The organism is Bacillus sp. FSL H8-0547 (assembly GCA_038002745.1).
In the GTDB taxonomy this organism is placed as follows: Bacteria; Bacillota; Bacilli; order Bacillales; family Bacillaceae; genus Bacillus_P.
The window spans coordinates 2888950-2909868 of record JBBODD010000001.1 but is presented as its reverse complement, the minus strand read 5'-3'; the positions used below and the strand labels follow the sequence as shown (position 1 = coordinate 2909868).

General features: G+C 45.0%; 19 protein-coding genes. 1 reads left to right on the top strand and 18 read right to left on the bottom strand.

Annotated features, from left to right (window positions below):
- Positions 1-39 precede the first annotated feature (39 nt).
- The 17 genes from nrdR to MHB63_14225 form a co-directional block, all read right to left on the bottom strand.
- The gene (nrdR, locus tag MHB63_14305) at positions 40-498 is read right to left on the bottom strand and encodes a transcriptional regulator NrdR (protein ID MEK3807691.1); all 459 of its coding nucleotides are present in this window, start codon (positions 496-498) and stop codon (positions 40-42) included.
- Between the two features lie 114 nt (positions 499-612).
- Positions 613-1011: a cytosolic protein gene (locus MHB63_14300; protein ID MEK3807690.1), complete on the bottom strand. Its 399-nt coding sequence runs from the start codon at positions 1009-1011 to the stop codon at positions 613-615.
- Positions 1012-1127: 116 nt separating this feature from the next.
- Complete coding sequence (gene speD / locus MHB63_14295) at positions 1128-1508, bottom strand: adenosylmethionine decarboxylase (GenBank protein ID MEK3807689.1); 381 nt, start codon at positions 1506-1508, stop codon at positions 1128-1130.
- Between the two features lie 1419 nt (positions 1509-2927).
- Positions 2928-3950 carry a glyceraldehyde-3-phosphate dehydrogenase gene (locus MHB63_14290; protein ID MEK3807688.1) on the bottom strand — a complete coding sequence of 341 codons (1023 nt, stop codon included), beginning with the start codon at positions 3948-3950 and terminating at the stop codon, positions 2928-2930.
- 124 nt (positions 3951-4074) lie between these two features.
- The gene (coaE, locus tag MHB63_14285; protein MEK3807687.1) at positions 4075-4680 is read right to left on the bottom strand and encodes a dephospho-CoA kinase; all 606 of its coding nucleotides are present in this window, start codon (positions 4678-4680) and stop codon (positions 4075-4077) included.
- Positions 4681-4698: 18 nt separating this feature from the next.
- The gene (gene ytaF, locus MHB63_14280; GenBank protein ID MEK3807686.1) at positions 4699-5334 is read right to left on the bottom strand and encodes a sporulation membrane protein YtaF; all 636 of its coding nucleotides are present in this window, start codon (positions 5332-5334) and stop codon (positions 4699-4701) included.
- Positions 5335-5395: 61 nt separating this feature from the next.
- Positions 5396-6220 carry a DNA-formamidopyrimidine glycosylase gene (gene mutM, locus MHB63_14275; protein MEK3807685.1) on the bottom strand — a complete coding sequence of 275 codons (825 nt, stop codon included), beginning with the start codon at positions 6218-6220 and terminating at the stop codon, positions 5396-5398.
- A gap of 12 nt (positions 6221-6232) precedes the next feature.
- Positions 6233-8863 (bottom strand): DNA polymerase I, encoded by a 2631-nt coding sequence (polA, locus tag MHB63_14270; GenBank protein ID MEK3807684.1) that lies wholly within the window; start codon positions 8861-8863, stop codon positions 6233-6235.
- 101 nt (positions 8864-8964) lie between these two features.
- Complete coding sequence (locus MHB63_14265; GenBank protein ID MEK3807683.1) at positions 8965-9900, bottom strand: protease modulator HflC; 936 nt, start codon at positions 9898-9900, stop codon at positions 8965-8967.
- Positions 9890-10867: an FtsH protease activity modulator HflK gene (gene hflK, locus MHB63_14260; protein ID MEK3807682.1), complete on the bottom strand. Its 978-nt coding sequence runs from the start codon at positions 10865-10867 to the stop codon at positions 9890-9892. The genes MHB63_14265 and hflK overlap by 11 nt, the downstream gene beginning before the upstream one ends.
- 200 nt (positions 10868-11067) lie before the next feature.
- The gene (locus MHB63_14255; protein MEK3807681.1) at positions 11068-12828 is read right to left on the bottom strand and encodes an ATP-binding protein; all 1761 of its coding nucleotides are present in this window, start codon (positions 12826-12828) and stop codon (positions 11068-11070) included.
- Entirely contained in the window at positions 12821-13540 is a 720-nt protein-coding gene (locus MHB63_14250) for a response regulator transcription factor (protein ID MEK3807680.1), read from the bottom strand. Before MHB63_14250 ends, MHB63_14255 begins: the two co-directional genes overlap by 8 nt.
- Positions 13541-13756: 216 nt before the next feature.
- Positions 13757-14230: a MaoC/PaaZ C-terminal domain-containing protein gene (locus MHB63_14245; protein ID MEK3807679.1), complete on the bottom strand. Its 474-nt coding sequence runs from the start codon at positions 14228-14230 to the stop codon at positions 13757-13759.
- An 87-nt stretch (positions 14231-14317) separates the two neighbouring features.
- Positions 14318-15256: a malate dehydrogenase gene (mdh, locus tag MHB63_14240; GenBank protein MEK3807678.1), complete on the bottom strand. Its 939-nt coding sequence runs from the start codon at positions 15254-15256 to the stop codon at positions 14318-14320.
- Positions 15257-15335: 79 nt separating this feature from the next.
- On the bottom strand, positions 15336-16604 hold the full coding sequence (gene icd / locus MHB63_14235; protein ID MEK3807677.1) for an NADP-dependent isocitrate dehydrogenase: 1269 nt from the start codon (positions 16602-16604) through the stop codon (positions 15336-15338).
- A gap of 100 nt (positions 16605-16704) precedes the next feature.
- Positions 16705-17823 carry a citrate synthase gene (gene citZ / locus MHB63_14230; protein ID MEK3807676.1) on the bottom strand — a complete coding sequence of 373 codons (1119 nt, stop codon included), beginning with the start codon at positions 17821-17823 and terminating at the stop codon, positions 16705-16707.
- A 391-nt stretch (positions 17824-18214) separates the two neighbouring features.
- The gene (locus tag MHB63_14225; GenBank protein ID MEK3807675.1) at positions 18215-18673 is read right to left on the bottom strand and encodes a DUF441 domain-containing protein; all 459 of its coding nucleotides are present in this window, start codon (positions 18671-18673) and stop codon (positions 18215-18217) included.
- 50 nt (positions 18674-18723) lie between these two features.
- On the opposite strand from MHB63_14225, the gene ytvI reads away from it, so the two are divergent.
- Positions 18724-19833 carry a sporulation integral membrane protein YtvI gene (ytvI, locus tag MHB63_14220; protein MEK3807674.1) on the top strand — a complete coding sequence of 370 codons (1110 nt, stop codon included), beginning with the start codon at positions 18724-18726 and terminating at the stop codon, positions 19831-19833.
- 593 nt (positions 19834-20426) lie between these two features.
- Here ytvI and MHB63_14215 read toward each other — a convergent pair.
- Entirely contained in the window at positions 20427-20813 is a 387-nt protein-coding gene (locus MHB63_14215) for an FxsA family protein (GenBank protein ID MEK3807673.1), read from the bottom strand.
- Positions 20814-20919: the final 106 nt, after the last annotated feature.

Genomic DNA, 20919 nt, shown 5'->3' with positions numbered 1-20919 from the left:
AAAAGGAAAAAAGAGCCCAAAACCATGTTCTGCGCGCTCTTATTTCACCTTTTTGATCAGCTCTGATAATTCTTGAATAAATACATTTATATCTTTAAACTGGCGGTAAACGGACGCAAACCGGACGTAAGCCACTTCATCCACACCGGCAAGCCTGTCCATAACCATTTCGCCAATGTCGTCGCTGTTCACTTCTGATATTCCCTGATTCCGGAGTTCTTTTTCAATATCCTGCACAATCTCCTCCAGTTTCGGAAGAGGAACAGGGCGCTTTTCACACGCTTTGATGAGCCCCCGAAGAATCTTATCTTTGCTGAATTCTTCCCGGACCCCTTCTTTTTTGACAACGATGAGCGGAATCTCCTCTACCTTTTCAAACGTTGTGAAGCGGTACTGGCACTCTTCGCATTCACGCCGTCTCCGAATGGATTTTCCCTCATCAACAGGACGGGAGTCCAGAACTCTCGTGCCATTATGATGACATGTAGGACATTTCATACAACCAGCTCCAATCAAAAAGCATCGGGATTTCTGTTACAGTCTGATCTTGATGCCGAATCTTTTCTTCTATCTTTCCCAAAAGCATGGACTTTCCTTCGCACGCAGCCGTTATCACTTCGGATAAAGTCCTGTGCCGATAAACGGAAGATCCTTATTCAACTTTTCGTAAGCCTCACTGATCAGCTTTTTGCTGAACCCGAAATCTGTTCCGAGCTTTGAATCTGTTGACACGTTGAAATCAATGGCTGTTTCGTAAGGCCGTACAGATATGACCGTGACAATCATCAGCGCTTTTTTAGGTTTTTCAATGGCAAGACTGATTTCGCCGTGCTCTTCGGAAACGGATGTCACTTTTGCTCCAGGCATTCTGCCGAGCGTTTGCTGAACGGTTTCCATTGCCTTCTTGGCGGTCGTTTTATAATAGTGGCTTCTCAATGCCTCATCGTAATGATTTTCAGACGTTTCCTGTCCTGCAGAGAAGAAACTTTTCATTTTATGCATCATGCTCATAGTTAGGCTCGGCTCCTTTTCTAATTAGAATAAAAGGTATGTATGTAAAAGGTCATTGCATAAGAAAAAGAGGTGCATGCTGCACCTCTTTCATTTTACATGAAAATGAGTAATCATTAAAGAGCTTTTACTTGAGCCTGTTTCACTTGTACAGGACCCATGCCGCGCGGGATCTCAATGTTCTCGCGTGTTTGTGCGCAAAGAGCCTCTGCAATATAGTCTGCTGCAACATTCGGGTTTAAATCTCCGCAAGTATATACATCAATGCTTGCATATCCATGTTCAGGGAAGCTGTGAATCGTTAAGTGAGACTCAGAGATGATGACAACCCCGCTCACTCCTTGAGGAGCAAATTTGTGAAAAGCTACCTCGCGCACTTCAGCACCTGATTTCAGCGCAGCATTTACAAACGTTTTTTCAATAAAGTCCATATCATTCAGTTTATCAAAGTCGCATCCCCACAGTTCAGAGATTACGTGACGTCCCATTGTTTCCATTATATGGTTCCCCCTTTAGGAATTTTAGTTTACATGAAGTTCTTCGCAATGGATTGTTGAACTACCACGGGGGAAAGTTAGTCCAGAGAGGTCCTAACCCTTTAAGTAGCCACAAGGCCGCGTTCATTAAGAAGTTCACGAAAAATAGTATACTTTCTTTAGTTTGTTTTTGCAACACACTTTTTTCAAAAAAACGATGCTTCTCTTTCATTCAGGGGCTCACAGCGTACGTTGCCGGGTGTTTTAGTATTTTTTTAGCAGAGATAAATTTCGTTTTTTGCGGAGGACATAATTTGGAATACTTTCTGGCGGGATGGTGCTATTGAACCGGATTTTTTCTGCTTGAGGGTTCTTATTGGGTAGATCGGTGCCATCAAACTGGATTCTTATCTGCTTGAGGGTTCTTATCGGGCAGATCGGTGCCATCAAACCGGATTTTTTTCCGCTTGAGGGTTCTTATTGGGTGGATTGGTACCACCAAACCTGTTTTTTTTCTGTTTGAGGGTTCTTATTGGGTGGGATGGTGACATCAAAACAGATTCTTCTTTGGTTGAGGGTTCTTATCGGACGGAATGGGGCCATCAAACTGGATTCTTATCTGCTTGAGGGTTCTTATCGGGCGGATCGGTGCCGGTGGATCGGTGCCATCAAACCGGATTTTTTTCTGCTTGAGGGTTCTTATTGGGTGGGATGGTGCCATCAAAGAGAATTCTTCTCTGCTTGAGGGTTCTTATCGGGCGGATCGGTGCCATCAAACCGGATTTTTTTCTGCTTGAGGGTTCTTATCGGGCGGATCGGTGCCATCAAACCGGATTTTTTTCTGTTTGAGGGTTCTTATCGGGTGGATCGGTGCCATCAAACCGGATTTTTTTCTGCTTGAGGGTTCTTATCGGACGGATTAGGACCACCAAACTGGATTTTTCTTTGGTTGAGGGTTCTTATCGGGCGGATCGGTGCCATCAAACCGGATTTTTTTCTGCTTGAGGGTTCTTATTGGGTGGGATGGTGCCGTCAAACCTGTTTTTTTCCGCTTGAGGGTTCTTATCGGACGGATCAGGACCACCAAACAAGATATTTCTCTGTTTGAGGGTTCTATCCTCACTGAGTCTTGTTACAGAGTGATTACTAGTTTGCTTATAACCCTTCGCACCATCTCCATCCTTATGAAGGGTCATTTCTTATGCACTTATGACCCTTCGCGCAATGCTCAATCTGCTGAAAGGTCATATCTCATGCACTTATAACCCTTCGCACCATCTCCACCCTGCTGAAGGGTCATTTCATATGTGCTTCTGTTTGTTCACGCGAAATCCCCGTGCCATTCTCCGTCAGATAAGATGTCTCGCAGGCTTGCACCACCCCTAAATGCTGGATGCATAAAGAAAAGACAGCCAAAGGCTGTCTTTTCCACTTATACGTTTATACTGCTGATAACTTCTTCATTTTCGAAGCAACAAATCGAACGAGATCCACGACTCTGCATGAGTAGCCCCATTCGTTGTCATACCATGCGAGCACTTTAATTTTCCGGTCTGCCATGACCATAGTGGACAGGCCGTCGATGATTGCGGAATGCGGGTTTGTGTTAAAGTCAATCGATACTAGCGGCTCTGTTGTAAAATCCAGGATTCCCTGGAGTTCTCCGTCTGCAGCATCCATGAACGCAGCACTCACTTCTTCAACTGTCACGTCTCTTTTCACATCGACAACGAGGTCGACGAGCGAGACATTCGGAGTCGGAACTCTAAGTGCCATGCCATGAAGTTTGCCTTTTAGATGAGGCAGGACTAGAGACAGCGCTTTTGCAGCGCCTGTTGTTGTCGGGATGATGGACTGGCCGCATGCTCTTGCTCTGCGCAGATCTTTGTGCGGGTTATCAATGTTTTTCTGATCGTTTGTGTAGGCGTGAACGGTTGTCATGAGGCCGTTTTCAATGCCGAACTGTTCATCGAGCACTTTTACAACAGGTGCCAGGCAGTTTGTAGTGCATGATGCATTTGAAATGATGACGTGCTGTTCATTGTTGTAAGCCTCTTCATTTACGCCCATGACAACTGTAATGTCTTCATTTTTCCCCGGTGCTGTTAAGATGACTTTTTTTGCACCAGCCTGTACATGGTACATCGCTTTTTCACCGTCGTTGAATTTACCCGTAGCTTCAACAACTATATCAATATCCATGAGCCCCCAAGGCAAATCCCTCGGATCTCTGAAATTAAGTAATTGGACCTTTTGTCCGTTAACTAGCAAATAATCATCAAAAGGAAGCACTTCCCCTTCGAACTTCCCGTGGTTTGTATCATATTTGATCATGTGCGCCAGCGTCTCGGCCGGATAGCTTGCGTTGATGGCGACAATCGTCATGCTTTCTTCAAAGATTGCTTTTCTGAATACCATTCTCCCAATTCGACCAAAACCGTTAATGGCAATCTTCGCTTTCATACCATTACCCCTCTCGGATTATGTGATATACTAATATATGCTTATTCGCACGATTAGTATATCACATTTAAGCCCAAATAGGATGATTAAATGTTCTTTTTTCAAAAAAAAATGAAACGAGGCTTCACTTAGAAGCCAGGTTCCATTTTTCAAGCAATGTATGAAACTGTTCTTTTGTTGCTTCGATCGTTCCGTTGTTGTCGATCACTTCATCCGCCTGCTCCTTTTTTTCATTAAGGGGGAGCTGGGAAGCGATTCTCCATTTTGCATCTTCTTCTGATAAGCCGTTGCGTTTCATTAATCTGCTGAGCTGCACATCCGGATTCACGTATACGACCAGCGTAACATCCGCCAAGTGTGTCAGCTTGCTTTCAAACAAAAGCGGAATATCCAGGACGACCGCAGCCTCGCCGCTTGCTTCCGCCTCTTTTTTTTGCCTCAGCATTTCTTTTCTGACTGCCGGATGCACGATGCTGTTCAGTTTTTCCCGCTCTTTTGCATGTTGAAAAATAATGCTCCCAAGCTTCTCGCGGTCAATCGATCCGTCTTCGTGAAGGATGCCGCTCCCAAATGCTTCTGCAATCAGCCGGTATGCCGGCGCGCCTTGTTCTACGACCTGTCTTGCGATGATATCTGCATCTATAACCCGGATGTTTGCTTCTTTGAACATGTTTGATACGGTGCTTTTTCCGCTTGCAATACCGCCTGTTAATCCAATTGAGAGCGTCACTTTTTATTCCCCCTGCTTCTAAAGCTTCCAGATTCCGAGTATAATCAGCAGAACTCCCGGAAGAAATGATAGTTTTTCCATCCAGGCAAATCTTGAAAAGAGGTGCCCGGATTTGATTCCGAACATTACAAACAAAGAGCTCATAACGGCCACAAGCACGCTTGTCGCAAAAGGAGAATAGCCGAGCAGCGCCGCTCCTATTCCTGCTCCAAACGCATCAAGCGACAATGCAAATCCGAGCAGGAGGGCTTCAACCCCTGTGATTGTGCCGGATTTATCAATATCTGCTGCAGCCGGTCTGCTCAAAATGTTAATCACGATGCCAAACGACTTGATTTCAAGGTTAAGCAGGGTCTTTTCAGATTCTTCCTTTGTCATTTCCCTGACAGGCTGAAGAAATTGATAAAGCACCCATGCGCCAATGCCTATTAAAATAATGCCCCCAAGCTTTCCGGTCAGACTGTGCGGGAGAACAGAGGCAAGCGCGTGTCCAACCCCCATTGCAAGCAGCAAGGTAACTGCCGAGCAGCAGGCAATGATGAAGACCGACTTAAACGGCATGCTCATTTTCCTTAATCCATAAGTGAAACCGACTGAAAAGCTATCCAGACTTACTGCAAATGCCAATAAAAAAAGTGATGCAGCTGCAACCATAAACCATGCCCCTTCCGCAAATGCTACGGTAGTATATGACATCGGCCTATGAGGTGTTCACTTATCTCTGGCACCTGCTGCAGTAGTGCGTCCCTCTTCCTCCAACTACAGTTTTGATCAGGGTTTCGCCGCAGACCTTGCATGGTTCATTCGTTCTTCCGTATACAAACAGCTGAAGCTGAAACATGCCGATCTGACCTTGCGTGTTCACGTAGGATCTGACCGTGCTGCCGCCTTTTTCAACGGCTTCACTCAGAGTGCGCACAATTTCCTGCTGAAGCTTTGCTGTTTCCTCTGCGCTGAGTCCGTTTGCAGGACGCTCAGGGTGGATGCCGGATCTGAAGAGAGCTTCATCGACATAAATGTTCCCAAGGCCTACAAGCACCTTCTGGTCAAGGAGCACAGCCTTGATTTTCCGGTTCGTCTTTTTCAGCTTTTCCTGCAGGTATTCGGCGGTGAAGCTTTCAGAGAACGGTTCGGGCCCAAGATGGGACAGCGGCATATGGAGTTCTTCCTCGCCTTTGGTGAAAAGGTGCATCGTGCCAAACTTTCTGACATCCTTATACCTGAGCTCAGAGCCATCCGTCATCTTAAAAACCACATGCGTATGCTTGTCGATCGGGTCAGAGGACTGAAACAGGCCGTATCTCCCTTCCATTCTGAGATGGGAGACAAGGACATAGTCATCAAGATAGAATTTGAGGAACTTCCCCCGTCTTCCGACATCCCGGATCGTCTGACCGGCAACAGCATCCTGAAACTGCACCGTTTCTTCCGGCTTTTTAATCATCTTCGGCCAATGGATATACACGGCCTCAATTGTTTTTCCTTTGACTAATTCAATCAGTGTCCGTCTGACGGTTTCAACTTCCGGCAGTTCAGGCATATTCTCACTTCCTTATTTTGCGTCGTACCAGGATGAACCATAGGAGTAGTCCACTTTAAGCGGCACTTTCAGTTCAACGGCATGTTCCATTACTTGCGGAACAAGTTTTTCAAGTACCGGGATTTCTTCTTTTGGGGCTTCAAAAATCAATTCATCATGCACCTGAAGGAGCAGGCGTGTCTGCAGCTTTTCCTCTTTCAGCTTTGCAGCCATGTCAATCATCGCTTTTTTGATGATATCGGCCGCACTTCCCTGGATTGGGGTATTCATCGCCGTTCTCTCTGCAAAGCTTCTGATATTGAAATTTCTGCTCGTTATTTCAGGGATATAGCGTCTGCGGTGAAGAAGCGTTTTTACATAGCCGTTTTGCTTGGCTTCCTGTACAATCTCCTCCATATATTCCTTCACTCCGTCGAAGCTTTCAAGGTACCGTTTAATAAACTCTCCTGCCTCTTTTCGGGTAATATTCAGACTTTGAGAAAGGCCATAGTCGCTGATTCCATATACGATACCAAAGTTAACGGCCTTCGCCTGCCTTCTCATATTTGAAGTAACGGCATCCGCTTCAACGCCGAAAACGTCCATGGCTGTTTTCGTATGAATATCAAGGTCATTTTGAAAAGCCTCAATCAGATTGCTGTCGCCTGCGATGTGAGCAAGAACCCGGAGTTCAATCTGCGAATAATCTGCTGCAAACATGACCCAGTCTTTTTCAGAAGGGACAAAGGCCTGGCGGATTTTGCGACCCTCTTCAAGGCGGATCGGGATATTCTGAAGGTTCGGGTCCGTCGAGCTCAGGCGGCCTGTCTGAGTAAGCGTCTGTACATATCTTGTATGCACCTTTCTTGTGTCCTTGTGGACGACTTTCAAAAGCCCCTCAATATAGGTGGACTGAAGTTTTCCAAGCTGGCGGTAATGAAGGATTTCCTGCACGATTTCATGTTTTCCTGCAAGCTTTTCAAGGACGTCTGCAGACGTGGAGTATCCTGTCTTTGTTTTCTTTGCAGCAGGCAGTCCAAGCTTGTCAAAGAGAATCGAGCCGAGCTGCTTTGGCGAATTGATATTAAAGGCTTCACCGGCGAGACGGTGAATCGTTTCTTCCAGTGTCATCAGACGGTCTGTCAGCTCCCGTCCCATGTCTTCGAGACGCTCAATATCAACACTCACACCTGTTGCTTCCATTTCAGCAAGAATAATGGAAAGCGGCATTTCAAGATCAAGATAAAGCTCAAGCTGCTCATTTTCCTCAAGTTGGAGCTGAAGCTTTTCTTTAACAGCCTTTAGGGCGAGACCTTTTCTCACAAGGTGTTCAGCAAGCATCGAAGCTTCCGGAATGGCGCGTTTTGCCCCCTTGCCATAAACCGTTTCGTCGGACTGAACAAGGTGAATTCCGCTGTGGCGGGCCACTCCTGCTGCATCAGCAAACGACTGCGAAGGGTCAAGGATATAGGCTGCAAGCAAAACGTCAAATTCAACTGCGTTCAGCTCAATCCCCTGCCAGTGAAGAGCAACGATGGATTGTTTGGCATCATAAACCGTTTTTCGTTTCGTCTCGTCTGCCGCCCATTTTTTAAACGCCTCAGATTTAACGGCAAGTTCTGCCGGCACATAGTAGCTGCCATTTTCATTGATAACGGCAAGTCCGATTATGCTGCTGCTGTGATAGTTGTCATCAAGGACTTCGACAATAAGGACGGATTCATCAGCCAGATGTTTATCCGCTATTTCGTTAAGCATTTCAAATTGAACATCTTCGATTGGCTCAAGCTCAGCTTCTGTGTCCGCTCCCAGTTTGTCCAGGAGAGAATTGAAGCCGAGCTCTTTGTAAATACCCGCTACATTCTTCGCCTCAAAGCCCTTATACTCAGCTTCAGACAAGGTAATTTCAAGCGGCGCCTCACAGTTGATTGTTGCAAGCTCTTTGCTCATCATTGCCTGTTCTTTGTTTTCTTCAAGCTTTTCTTTTAATTTTTTGGCCGTAACCTTGTCTAAGGATTCATAGAGCGCTTCAAGGGTTTCATGTTCCTTCAGAAGTTTGATGGCCGTTTTTTCTCCGACCCCCGGAACACCCGGGATGTTGTCTGAACTGTCTCCCATAAGCCCCTTCATATCGATAATCTGAGAGGGGGACAGGCCGTATTTCTCCATAACAAATTGGGGCGTATAGGAATCAACATCTGTTATTCCTTTTCTTGTAATGTCAACGGTGATCTGTTCTGAGACGAGCTGCGTCAAATCTTTATCACCTGAAATGACTTTTACTTCAAAACCGTCTTTTTCGGCTTGTTTTGACAGCGTTCCGATGATATCATCCGCTTCATAATTCGGAAGCTCATACCGTGAAATGCTGTAGGCATCAAGCAGCTCCCTTATAAACGGAAATTGCTCCGACAGCTCCGGCGGGGTCTTCTGCCGGCCGCCCTTGTATTCTTTGAACGTTTCATGCCTGAAGGTCGTTTTTCCCGCATCAAAGGCAACCAGCATGTGAGACGGCTTTTCATCTTCAAGTATTTTCATTAGGATCATGGTAAATCCGTAAATAGCGTTTGTATGTACACCTTTGTCATTATTCAGCAGCGGAAGGGCAAAAAAAGCCCGGTAGGCAATGCTGTTCCCGTCAATCAGCACGAGTTTTTTCGGCATAGGTAAACCTCCCTGTAAAAGGATATAAAAAATCCCCTGATTTTCTTTCTCTATTCTACCATGACAGGCAGACAGAATGAAAATCAGGGGACAGGACGCTGTTAGTCAGTTCCGCCCATCAATGTTTTAGCATAATCAGAGTCAAACGGCATGATAATGACCGTTTCTTCGTCAATTGTCTTTTTATAGGATTCAAGTGTTCTGTACAATTCATAGAATTCCGGGTTTTTAGAATAGGAACTGTTGTAGATTCTCCCTGCTTCCTGTTCTCCCTGACTTCTGATAACATCTGCATTGGCTGCTGCTTTAGCCAGCATTTCCTTTACAGTCCGGTCGGTTGCTGCAATGGCACTGTTTTTCTTTGCATCACCCTGGGACAAGTAATCCTGGGCCGTTGACTGTCTTTCGGAGATCATGCGGGTATAAACAGATGCTTCATTGTCCTCAGGCAGGTCGGTGCGTTTGATTCTGACATCTGTAACTGTAATTCCGTACCCGTCTTTTTCCAGAAGACCATTCACGATTTCAGTGACTTTATCATTAATGCTGCCTCTTGACGACTTTTCATCATTGATGATTTCATCATAGTTGAGCCGGCCAAGCTCTGAACGGACTGTGGAAAAAGTGAACTCTGCCATTTTTGTTTCAGCGTTCACGAGCGTTCTCGCGTTGGCAATCATTTTTTTAGGATCATCCACTTTCCACACAGCATAATTATCGATCAGTATTCTTTTTTTATCTTTCGTATTGATTTCCGCTTCTTCAACATCATATGTCATCTGATATTTTGGAATGGAGGAAACCGACTGTACAAAAGGCACCTTCAAGTGCAGCCCCGGCTTTTCGATGATTCTTACAACCTCACCAAACTGGCGGACTGCTTTATATTCATTTTCTTTTACGACAAACATGTTGGTGAAAAGAACAATCGCTGCAGCAAGGGTGAGTAAAAGCCAGAGTCCCGTCTTTATATATTTGCCGTATCCTCCGGAATCTCCGCGCTTTTCACTCATGTCCACCAGGTTGTCATTGGCCATTCTTTTCACTTCCTTCCTCAGTTTCAGGTTTTGGCTCTTCCTTTTTCTTCTGCAGTTCGCCAATAGGGAGGTATTTCATTGTGCTTCCGTCATCTTTCATAAAATAGATCGTGGCTCCAGGAAGCACTTGATCGATCGTTTCAAGAATGAGACGCTTCTCTGTTATGCCCTCGGCTTTTTCATACTCGCTAAGAACAGCGTTGAAATTAGCTACTTCTCCGCGGGCTTTTTCGATTCTTGCCGTTTTGTCAGCTTCTGCTTTTGAGATGAGTGCATCCTCTTCCCCTTCAGCCTCACGTGTTCGCTGATTTGAGTATTTTTTTGCTTCATTGATTTTTGTATTCATCGTTTCACGCGCGCTTGTTACGTCCGTAAAGGCTTTCCTTACCTCATCATTCGGGAGGTCAACATCCTGAAGTTTGACGGCCAGAACCGAAATGCCGATATCATACTTCTCCATCAAGGAAATCAGCAGTTCCTGAACATTTTCCTCGATTTCCACTTTTCCGGACGTGAGCGCATCGTCAATTTCAGAGCTGCCGATAATGCTTCGCAGGGAAGCTGATGTGGCGTCATACAGGATTTCCTCTGGATCTTCCGAGTTAAACAAGTACTTTTCAGGATCGGTAATTTTCCACTGCACAACCATATCTGCGAGAACGATATTTTCATCCCCTGTGATCATTTTTGTATCCTTTGGAAAGGATTTAACTTCGCCGTTTTCTTCGGAATAGCCGAACTTAAGACTGAACGTTTCTTTGGACAGCTTTTCAACGGACTGTATCGGCCATGGCATTTTGAAGTGAAGACCGGGCTCACTGATGCCTTCTTCTACTTCACCGAATGTGATGATAACCGCCTGATCGGATTCATCGACCGTATACCATGTTGTAAATGCAACGATCAACAGGACTGCAGCCAGCAGAACTGCCCCTATGATCGTGTAAATGCGCCTGATGCTGATCATTTCTCCGCCCCCTTTTTCTCTTCACAAATATTTACGTTCTTTCCATGAAAAGGTTTCATCTTTTTTTGAAGACAAAAAAAGGGACGAGAACAGGGATGTTCTCGTCCAAAAGATTGGCTCCTTGGATGAAGGGGTTTTCACTTAGTATATTATCAGCATTTTATTAAGCAGGAATAAATGTGATGTAAATATATTGTAAACTAGCCTTCGTTTTGGTTTTTGTTCAGTTTAACTGTAAACGTAGTCCCTTCTCCAACGGTGCTGCTCACATAAATCCGTCCTTTGTGGGCTTCTACCAGATGTTTGACAATGGCAAGCCCGAGCCCTGTCCCGCCTGAATTCCGGCTTCTCGCTTTGTCTACTCTGTAAAAACGTTCGAAAATCCGCGGAATTTCTTCTTTTTCAATGCCAATCCCCGTGTCACTCACGATAAATACGGCATGGTCACCGCCATCTTTGAGGATAACATTCACTTTGCCACCCTTGGGTGTATAGTTCAATGCATTGCTGATCAGGTTGATGAAGATCTGCTTCAGGCGGTACACATCCCCGTAAATATGAAGCTCATCCTCCGGCATAGCAAGTGAGAGCCCGATTTCTTTTTCTTCTGCTTTGCTTTTTAGGATAATGATGACTTCTTCGAGAACTTCCTTCGCATTGCAGTGCTGAAGGTTCAGCTTAAAGCCCTGCTGTTCTATTTTGGACAGGTCAAGCAGATCCTGAATAAGCGTTTGAAGACGGTCGCTTTCTTTCAAGATGATCGAGAGAAAGTACTCCAGCGTCTGCCTGTCTTCAAGTGCTCCGTCAAGCAGCGTTTCCGTAAACCCTTTAATCGATGTAATCGGTGTTTTCAGCTCATGCGATACGTTCGCAACAAAGTCTTTTCTCATCTGTTCGAGTTTTTTCAGCTCAGTGATATCATGGAAAACAAGCACAATGCCTTTCCATTCATCGTTTGTGCCTATAATCGGCGCACCGTAAACTTCAAAATGCCTGCGCTCAATTTTCAGAGGGAGATGCAGCTGTTTTCTTGCTTTGATTTCAGTCATGAAGATATGCTCGACCAAATCAACAATCTCCCGGTGTTCGAACGCTTCATAATAAAGCTTGTATAGGAAGTCTGTTGACTTAATGTGAAAGAGCTCTTTGTATGCCCGGTTTACCAGGTTAATGTAGCCTCTTCCGTCAATCAGAATCAGACCGCTGCCCATATTTTCGATCAGTGTCTGCAGCCTGTCCTGCTGCATTTCCTGTGCACGGTTCATATCCTGAAGGTTTCTGGCAAGCACATTAATAGACTGGCTGAGCATGCCTGTTTCATCCAGGTGATCTTCATAGGTTCTTGCTTTATAATTTCCTTTTGCAAGCTCCATCGCAACGTTTGTCGCCGATTCAATCGGCCTTGTGTAGCGTGATGTAATTCTGACAGCAAGCAGCAGAATGACAAGGAGGGCCATTCCAAGACTTGCAATCAGCAAGCCCCATATTTGCTGGTTGATTTTCTTTAAAGACGATTCTGTAGAGCTGAGGACGATGTACCCCCGCTTTTCGTTGTTTTCCAAATAAGGAAGTCCGTAAAAATACAGTTTGTCATTTTGTATATTTAATTTGAAGCCTTTGTCTGCATTCCGATGCTTTAGAAGAATCTCTTTTGAAATAGAAGTGTGATCCTGTTTAAACGGCCCGGCATCATGCAGAACATTTCCGTTTCTGTCATAAATGGTGATATGAGCTTTAATGGCTTTGCTGTAGCGGTTCAGGAAGGAATCCATCTCAGAAGACGACAGTCCCTTTTCCTTTACCAGAAGCTCAGTAATTTTCGCTTCCTCTTTCATCCGCTCCTGAAAAGAACTCATGTAATAGCTGCCGAAAATTTGACCAAGCAAAAGCCCCAGGCCGATCAATACGGCAATAATCAGAGTAATAAGGGCAAAAATAAGGCGTGACCGGAATCTATTCATCCAGCCTAGGCTCCTCAAGCTTGTAGCCGAGTCCCCTTATTGTTTTAATATAAAGCGGTTTTTTCGTATTGCGTTCAATCTTTTCCCTCAAGTGACTAATGTGGACATCCACGATTCGTGTATCCCCTGCAAAATCATAGTTCCATACGGCACTCAAAAGCTGGTCGCGCGTCAGTACTCTTCCTTTATGACGTGCAAGGTATACAAGCAATTCAAATTCCTTAGGTGTCAGCTCAAGGCGTTCATCCCCGTAATACGCTTCATAATGTTCAGGAAGAATTCTCAAATCGCCTATCATAATTCTTTCAGATGTATCGACTTCTTTTTCTTCAGATTCCGAAGTTGTCTGCGTTCTTCTCAAAATGGCTTTCACTCTCGCCACAACTTCTCTCGGACTGAAAGGCTTTGTCATATAATCATCAGCGCCAAGCTCAAGGCCAAGCACCTTATCAAATTCATCATCTTTAGCCGTCAGCATGAGAATCGGCACCATGATTTTCTTTTGTCTAAGCTGCTTGCACACTTCAATCCCGTCCATTTTAGGCAGCATAAGATCAAGAACCATTAGATCAGGGGACTCATTCAAACCCTTCTCAAGCCCGTCTTCTCCATCTATAGCGGTTATTACCTCATACCCTGCCTGAACCAGATTGTATTGCAGCAGAGTCAGGATTGATTGCTCATCATCTACGACCAGAATTTTCTTACTCATATAAAGCCTCCACCAAATAGTATTCCCCTAGCAATCCAACGTGTTTTCTCTCTTTTATACTTCCATTATAGAGGATAGATTCAAATGAACAAATGTTTTCTTTCAAATGATCCTTTCAGCACGCTGTCTGTCTCTATTAGAATAGCCAAAACAGGAAAAGACATTCCAGTCACAGGCAGTAAAATGCCGGCACCCTGATCAGGTGCCGGCATTGGATTAAAAATTTTCCAGAGCACTGCCGTCCATAGAGGCAATCGCTGCAGGAGGCGAAACTGTTAACGTTCCCTGGATGACGGTCTCGTCTTTGTCATTGTGCGCATGTACCTTTAGGAGCACAGTATTTTCGGACGCATTCACTTGGGTCACCTCGAACAGGAACTGAATCATGCTGTAATGATAGACTGCCCGGACAAATTCAAGGTTTTGACTGAGAATGTGGCTTCCCGGTCCGGGCATATATTTGGATATCGCAGATGTTATGATGCCCGTCAGCATGATGCTTGGGACAATCGGCTTTTCATAAGGCGTCAGTGACGCATAATCGTGCTGAATATAGAGCGGATTTGAATCATTTGTCAGTCCAAGATAGAGCAGCAGGTCTTTATCTTCAATTTTTTCGGTCAGCGTTAATTTCTCTCCAACCGTGATTTCATCAATCTGTCTTCCGAGTTTTCTTTTTTTGCCAAGCAGCATTGTCGTCATCCTCCAATCGTTTGAAAACGTTTACAAAACACTTGCTGAAAGGGGCTGGAGAGTATTCTCCAGCCCCGGCAGCGATTAAGAAAGAACCTTCATGACACTTTTGACCGAGTCAGCAGACCTTGATAATGCTTCTTTTTCATCATCATTCAAATCGAGCTCGATAATCTGCTCAAGCCCGTTTCCGCCAAGAATGACAGGAACTCCAAGGTAGATTCCTTCGAACCCGTATTCTCCTTCTAAGTAAACAATAGCGGGGATCACACGGCGCTGATCTTTAAGAATAGCTTCTGCCATTTCTGCAAGAGATGCAGCCGGTGCATAGTAGGCGCTTCCGTTTCCAAGAAGATTGACAATCTCACCGCCGCCTTTGCGTGTTCTCTCAACAATTGCTTCCAGGCGGTCTTTAGGGATCAGCGTTTCAAGCGGAATTCCGCCGGCATACGAATATCTCACTAGAGGAACCATGTCATCACCATGTCCGCCAAGAACAAATCCAGTCACATCTTTCACAGACAGATTCAGCTCCTGTGCCGCAAATGTGCGGAAGCGCGCAGTGTCGAGAACACCTGACTGGCCGATGACGCGGTGTTTAGGAAAACCTGACTCTTTGAAAACCGTGTAGGTCATGGCATCAACCGGATTGGTCAAAACTAGAATGACCGCATCTGGCGAATACTTCACAATCTCCTTTGTCACGCTTTTCATGATTTTCTGGTTCGTCTGAACAAGGTCGTCGCGGCTCATTCCGGGTTTTCTAGCAATGCCTGCTGTAATGATGACAAGATCAGAATCAGCCGTATCTGCATAGTCACTGGTTCCTGTAATCTGAGCGTCAAATCCCTGGACAGGACCTGCCTCAAGCATGTCCAAAGCCTTTCCTTTAGTCGGATTCTCCTGCTGCGGAATATCAACAAGCACAACATCAGACAGTTCTTTTTGAGCTAATAAAAATGCAGTGGTTGCTCCTGTGAAACCTGCGCCGATTACGGAAACTTTTTTGCGCTTCATGCCCATTAAAACATCCCCTTTAGCATAGCAGAGCTGTTTTCCATAAGTGAAAAACAGCTCTGCGGATTATTGACCTGAGAAGACCTTACATTTTGCTGATCAGTGCATCTCCGAACTCAGAGCATTTCACTTCTTTAGCGCCGTCCATTAAACGGGCAAAGTCATAAGTGACAACTTTTTCAGAGATTGAATTTTCCATTGCTTCTACAACAAGTTTAGCTGCCTCATTCCAGCCTAAGTGCTCAAGCATAAGGACACCTGACAGAATAACAGAAGATGGATTTACTTTATCAAGACCTGCGTATTTAGGAGCAGTTCCGTGTGTTGCTTCGAAAATAGCATGTCCAGTTTCATAGTTAATATTTGCTCCAGGAGCGATTCCGATTCCGCCGACTTGTGCAGCAAGAGCATCTGAGATGTAGTCGCCGTTCAGGTTCATTGTAGCAACTACGTCAAACTCGCGCGGACGAGTAAGGATCTGTTGAAGGAAAATATCAGCAATGGAATCTTTTACGATGATTTTGCCTGCATCTTCAGCTTCCTGCTGCGCTTTGTTTGCAGCGTCTTTGCCGTCTTTTTCAACGATGCGGTCATATTCAGCCCAAGTGAATACTTGATCTCCGAATTCTTTTTCAGCAAGCTCGTAGCCCCAGTTTTTGAAGGCTCCTTCTGTGTATTTCATGATGTTGCCTTTGTGAACAAGTGTTACGGATTTGCGGCCTTCTTTGATTGCATAGTTGATGGCAGCACGCACAAGACGCTGTGTACCTTCTTCTGATACAGGCTTGATGCCGATGCCTGAAGTCTCAGGGAAACGGATTTTGTTTACGCCCATTTCATTTTTAAGGAAAGCAATCAGCTTTTCAACTTCCTCAGAGCCTTTTGCATACTCGATGCCGGCATAGATATCTTCAGTATTTTCACGGAAGATTACCATGTCTGTATCTTCAGGGCGTTTGATTGGAGACGGAACACCGTTGAAGTAGCGTACTGGACGCAGGCATGTGAACAGATCAAGCTCCTGGCGAAGTGCAACGTTCAATGAACGGATTCCGCCGCCTACAGGAGTTGTTAAAGGTCCTTTGATTGCGATGAAATACTCGCGGATCACGTCAAGTGTTTCTTCAGGAAGCCACTCGCCGGTCTGATTGAATGCTTTTTCTCCTGCAAGCACTTCTTTCCATACGATTTTCTTCTCGCCATTGTAAGCTTTGTCAACAGCTGCTTCAAGAACGCGTGAAGCTGCAGCCCAGATATCAGGACCAATGCCGTCTCCTTCGATAAATGGAATAATTGGATCGTTTGGTACGTTAAGTACTCCGTCTGTAACTGTGATTTTTTGTCCTTGTGTCATTGTAGTTACCTCCTGTTATGTAAGTGAAATTTGTTTTTTTGGAGTAATGCGCAGGGACAGGCAGCATCAGCATATGCCGATACTGCCTCATCCGCTAAAATCAGCCGCGCTGCTCAATTGGAACGTATTTTTGCATGTCAGGGCCTGTGTAATCTGCGCGAGGGCGGATCAGGCGGTTGTTTTCGTACTGCTCAAGAATGTGGGCAAGCCATCCTGATACACGGCTGACAGCAAAGATCGGCGTGAAAAGGTCATGGTCAATTCCAAGGCTGTGGTACATGGATGCTGAATAGAAATCAACATTCGGCGGAATTGATTTTTCGCGTGTAACAATCTCTTCGATTTTTGTGGACATTTCAAACCATTTCGGTTCGCCTGTCAGGTTAGTGAGCTTCTCGGACATTTCTCTCAGATGCTTGGCTCTCGGATCTCCCTGACGGTATACGCGGTGGCCGAATCCCATGATTTTTTCTTTGCGGGCAAACTTTTCGTGAAGGTACGCTTCAACGTTATCCACATCGCCGATTTCCTTCAGCATCTTCATAACAGCTTCGTTTGCTCCCCCGTGAAGCGGCCCTTTTAGAGCTCCGATCGCTGCAGTGATTCCGGAATAGACGTCTGACAGTGTCGCCACGCAGACACGCGCTGTGAATGTAGATGCATTTAATTCATGATCGGCATGAAGAACGAGCGCCTTGTTGAAAGCCTCAACAGCAACACTGCTTGGCTCTTCGCCTGTCAGTGTATACAGGAAGTTTTCTGCTAAGCTTACATCTGCCTTCGGTTTAATAGGCTCAAGACCCTTGCGGACACGTGCGAATGCAGCCACAATTGTAGGCAGTTTAGCCTGCAGGCGGATCGCTTTGCGGTAGTTCGCTTCCGGATCCATGACATCGGCTTCGCTGTCAAACAGCCCCAGAAGGGAAACAGCTGTGCGGAGCGCCGCCATCGGATGCACTGACTTAAGGTCGTACGATTTAAAATGGCTGACAACCTCCTGCGGAATTTCCGCATTCTCTGCAAGCTCTTTTTTAATTTGTGCAAGCTCTGCATGATCAGGAAGCTTTCTGTGCCACAATAAATATACAACCTCTTCGAAACTAGCATTCTCTGCTAAATCATCGATGTTATACCCCGCATATGTAAGAGTATCATCAATAATTGAACTTACGGATGAAGTAGTAGCAACTACTCCCTCCAGACCCCGTGTTGTTGTCATGTAAATCTCTCCTTTGCAAAAATATCCCCATTGATCCGCTCTTCTCGTCAGCAATAAAAGATAGCATTCGACAAATCTTTTTTTCTTCTTATTTGCCCATTCTTCCAATTATTTAAACGACCGAGCGCTTGCTCAATACTCAAGCATTTTTAAAAAGAAAATGCTTACATTTACAGCCATTATAAGAGCCACATCGAATGTTATCTTCAATTGTGACTTAAGATGAACAAGAAGGCGTAATCAAACTGCCTATATCCATTATAAACAATTATCTGATTTTTGTGAACGAAAAGAATTTCCAGAAGCAAAAAATTTGTCAGAAAAATGATATTTAAGATGAATAATAGGTTTTCAAGGCGCCTTCTCGTATATTGTATCAGAATTTATTATATTAACCAAAAAATTTAACCGTTTGCATGGCCAGATAGGCAATGCCCGCTCCAATCAGCGGCCCGACTGCCACTCCCCCAAATAAAGAAACAGCAAGAATGGTTCCAAATACAAGCGCCGTTGTAATGTGCGGGTCATCCTGCAGCAGAGTCAAACCGTTTTTCGCAATCAGCGCCACAGCAATTCCTGCACCAAGGGCAATCCATGCGTACGAAGATTTCATTGCTTCTGTCAGCTGCTTAAACCCGATATCACCTGTAGCAATCGGGACGAGAACAGCAATCGTAATAACCGTAACACCCCAGTTTATGCCTTTTGACTGAATGTGCGGAAACAGTTTTTCATCAAGTCCGGTCAGTTTGACAGCAAGAAGAAAACCTACTGCAAACATTAATGACTGATTTTTGGCAAGAAATCCAACGATGAATAATATGATTAAAAATAGGACAGGTTGATTCATTTCATTCTTCCTTTCCAGATTTTTCTTAAAGAGAACAGGAGGGTAATTTATTGAATGCACATCCGGCACAGGCCGCCTTCAGAGCCCTTGCAGTCACGGCGGTCATCATAGCTGCAGCTGCGTCCGTCTATTATGTATCTGCCCTCGCTTATCCATTTATTATAGGTTTTCTATTAGCCTCTATTATAAATCCCATGGTCGATCTGCTTGAGAGGCGGATGGTTCGCGGCGCTGCCGTGTTTTTGTCTATTGCGTGCTTAGTCATTGTCTTTGCGGGAATGGTTACACTTCTTATTGCAGAGATTGTAGCGGGAACGACTTATTTAGCTTCATCTGTTCCTGAACATTTTAAAACGCTTGTTGTTTATATTGAAACATTTACGTTAGACCGGATTCTGCCGGTCTATGAGGACTTTGCAGCGCTGTTTAATACTCTTGATGCATCCCAGCAAAAAACGATTCTTGCAAACATCCAGCACACCGGTGAACAAATTGGATCTAACGCGGCTGATTTTTTAAAAGAAATTTTAGAAAACATTCCGCTTCTGATCAGCTGGCTTCCAAATGCAGCAACCGCCGCTGTCTTTTCTCTTTTAGCCGCTTTTTTTATCAGCAAGGACTGGTACAAGTTCCAGCGGCTCCTCAGAAAATACCTTCCCGTCAAAGCACGGAAAAGCGGAAGGTCAGTCGCAGATGACTTAAAAAAAGCATTATTCGGTTTTATAAAGGCTCAGATTATTTTAATCAGCATCACTGCTGTGACCGTCCTTATAGGGTTGCTCTTATTGAGAGTGGATTATGCAATCACGATTGCTCTGCTGATTGGCCTGGTCGATCTTTTGCCGTACCTTGGCACCGGTCTTGTATTTGTTCCCTGGATCATCTACTCTGCTTTCAGCGGCGAACTCCCCTTTGCTATTGGACTTTGCGCGCTGTATCTTATTATCTTAATGCAGAGGCAGCTGATCGAACCGAAAATTCTCTCTTCCACCATTGGTCTTGATCCGCTTGCTACCCTGCTTTCTCTGTTTGTCGGCTTTAAGCTGATCGGGTTTTTAGGCCTGATTGCAGGACCGGTTGCTCTTGTCATTTTTAACGCCCTTCAGAACGCCGGGGTTTTTGAGGATGCGTGGAAGTTTATAACAGGGAAAAGCCGGTGATGAGAAATAGCGTAACTGCTATGCCCAGAAGCAGTGTCCGCGTTTTCGGCAGCTTTCCTGCACGTTCAACTCAGAGGGTGCAGTTTTCATAGTTCCTTACCCTCGCATATCGTTTTACGGTTTTAAAGGGTACGATTCCAGCCTTTCCTTACCCTCGCATATCGTTTTACGGTTTTACAGGGTACGATTCTTGGCTTTCTTTACCCTCGCATATCGTTTTACGGTTTTACAGGGTACGATTCCGGGCTTTCCTTACCCTCTAATATCGATTTTCAGTTTTACAGGGTACGATTCTTGGCTTTCCTTACCCTCGCATATCGTTTCACAGTTTTACAGGGTACGATTCCGGGCTTTCCTTACCCTCTAATATCGTTTCACAGTTTTACAGGGTACGATTCTTGGCTTTCCTTACCCTCTAATATCGTTTTTAAGTTTTACAGGGTACGATTCTTTGACTTACTTTCACTCCAAATCATCCAAAAATCTCCAATTTCATGACAAAGTGTAAGCACCTATTATACCCCTGCAGCAAGATAAGAAATCCCCCGAATTTTTTCGGGGGATTTCTTATGGACGGACAGCTTCACCCGGCTCTATCTTATGATGGTAAACCGGTTTCGCTCGATCATTTTGCTGATCTGCTTCTGAAGAAGCGGTTTAACCATTTTCCTCGTGCCGGGTATGAGCAGCATAAAACCGGTGATATCGGTGACAAAGCCCGGCGTGAGCAAAAGAAGGCCGCCTGTAAGGATACAGAGTCCGTCGAGAATCGAGTCTCCGGGAATGTTGCCCCTGCTCATTTCTCTCTGGACTTTTTGAACGGCTTCTATGCCTTGTTTTTTGGCAAGCCATGCTCCGCCTACTCCAGTTGCAATGATCAGCAGGATGGTCGGAACAATGCCGAGTGTTTTGCCTGAGAACAGCAAAATGCCAATCTCAAGCGCAGGGATGATGATTAGAAAAGGCAGGATATATCTCAATCTGATTTTCACCTCGCGTTTTGGATAAAAAGGCTTGTTCATCTACTGCAACAGTATATGAAACACATGCAAAAAAGAGAAGGGATCTGCCCTTCTCTTTTCCTGT